This window comes from Streptomyces solincola, from assembly GCF_002982015.1.
Classification (GTDB): domain Bacteria; phylum Actinomycetota; class Actinomycetes; order Streptomycetales; family Streptomycetaceae; genus Streptomyces; species Streptomyces solincola.
Map to the genome: position 1 here is coordinate 1 of NZ_PVLV01000549.1, position 1994 is coordinate 1994.

A 1994-nucleotide genomic window follows, 5' to 3' on the forward strand; every position below is an offset into this window, starting at 1 on the left:
GCCCACCCCCCGCTCACCCCGCTGCGCTGACCCGGGCCCCGGGGCCGCGGGGCCCCGGGACGCCGGACGGCGTCAGAACACCGGCACGCCCTCCCGCGTCAGCCGCCAGCCCACCGACGCGAACGCGCCCGGATCCACCGTCCCCTTCGCCTGCACCCACTGGATGATCGTGTTCCGGATCTCCTCCGAGTTCGACCACACCTGCTGCGCCGCCGCCACATGCGGGAACGCCCCGCCACCCGACGCCCGGTAGTTGTTCACCGCCAGCACGAACCGCGCCGCCGGATCCACCGGCTGCCCCTCGAAGGAAAGCTTCGCGATCCGCTCACCCGCCGGCTTCGCCACGTCCACCTCGTACGTCACACCCGACACCGCGTCGTAGTTGTAGTCCGGGATGCCGTCCGCGTTCGTCAGCTTCGCGGTGTCCACCGGCCCACCCGCCGGCGTCCGCACGTAGTACCGCGCCGAGAACTCCAGATAGTCCTTGAGCTGCGCGCCGGTCAGCACCCGCGCCTCCAGCGTGTTCTCGAACGGGTACAACCCCGCCGCGTCCTTGATCGTCACCTGCCCGGCCGGGATGCGCGCCGTCCGCGAGAAGCACGACGCCTGCGACAGCACCGGCAGCGCGGCGAACTCCCCACCCGCCAGCGCCGCCTTCACCGTCTCCGCCTGCACATGGTTGATCAGGTCGATGATCGGCTCGTCCTTCCACGGCGCGTCCACCGTCGACATCGCCGCCGTCGACGTACCGATCACCTGGTTCACATACGCCACCACCTTGCGGTGCTCGTCCCCCAGCAGCCGCACGATCGCCGGGTCCTCCTCCACCGTGTTGGAGTTCAGCACCTCGGCCGCCACCTTCTCCACCGTCCACCGGCCCCGCGACCACACCAGGTCCACGTCGAACAGCGTCAGCCGCTGCCCCCACTTCAGCGGCTCCGACAGCACCACCTCACGGCCCGTCTCCTCGTTCGCCACCCGGTACTCCGGGATCTCGGTGTGCGCGTGACCCACCAGGATCGCGTCGATCCCCGGCACCTGCCGGGCCACCAGCGCCGCCGCGTTCTCCACGTACGGCAACTGGTCCCCGTACGACGACGTCCCGCTCGACCCCGAGTGCGCCGACACGAAGACCACGTCCGCGCCCATGGAGCGCAGCCGCGGCACCCACTTCGCCGCCTGCTCCTCCAGCCCCGGGAACACCATCCTCCCGGCCACGTTCGCCTTGTCCCAGATCGCGATCCCCGGGTTCGTCAGCCCCAGCACCGCCACCCGCACGTCCCGTCCGCACGGCGTCCGCAACCGGTGCATGCTGTACGGCGCGAACGCCGGCCGCAGCGACTTCGCGTCCAGCGCGTTCGCCCCCAGCAGCGGGAAATCGCACTGCTCCTCGAACTTCCGCAGCACCGGAATCCCGTAATTGAACTCGTGGTTCCCCAGCGCCGCCGCGTCATAGCCGATCGCGTTCATCGCCTGCGCCATCGGATGCACCGGACCACGCCGCGCGGTGATCGGATCCACCTTCGCGTAGTAGTACGACAACTGGGTGCCCTGAATGGTGTCACCCGCGTCGATCAGCAGCGTGTTCCGCCGCCCCCGCTCGCGTCGCACCCGCTTCACCAGCGTCGAGATCTTCGCCAGACCCACATCGTTGCGGGCCTTGTCGTCGAACTCCCGATCCGTGAAATAGTCCCAGTTGAAGACATTGCCGTGCAGATCGGTGGTGCCCATCACGGTGAACGCGTACCTCCGCTCCCGCCCCGGCCGCCCCGTGCGCTCCGCCGGCGCCGCGGCAGCCGCCTCCCCGCTCACCGCGCCGCCCGCCAGCGCCACCCCTGCGCCGGCCGCCGCCGACCTTCCCAGAAACGCCCTGCGGTCAAGCCCCATCGCCGATCCCCTTCACGCGCGAACACACGGACAACCTGAAGACAACGCGCGTAGATTCTGACGCGGACACGCCACCCGCGACACCCCCGCGCCACCACCTCCACAGG

Annotated in this window: 1 protein-coding gene; it reads right to left on the reverse strand. The window is 70.3% G+C overall.

Features of this window, described 5'->3' with window-relative positions; genetic code table 11:
• Positions 1 to 72: 72 nt before the first annotated feature.
• Positions 73 to 1887, reverse strand: coding sequence for a bifunctional metallophosphatase/5'-nucleotidase (locus C6N75_RS26895; protein WP_105871473.1), 1815 nt, complete (start codon positions 1885 to 1887; stop codon positions 73 to 75).
• Positions 1888 to 1994: the final 107 nt, after the last annotated feature.

Excerpts from the sequence above, each read along its gene's own strand:
- C6N75_RS26895 (WP_105871473.1), bottom strand. The coding sequence starts at position 1,887 with ATGGGGCTTGACCGCAGGGCGTTTCTGGGAAGGTCGGCGGCGGCCGGC.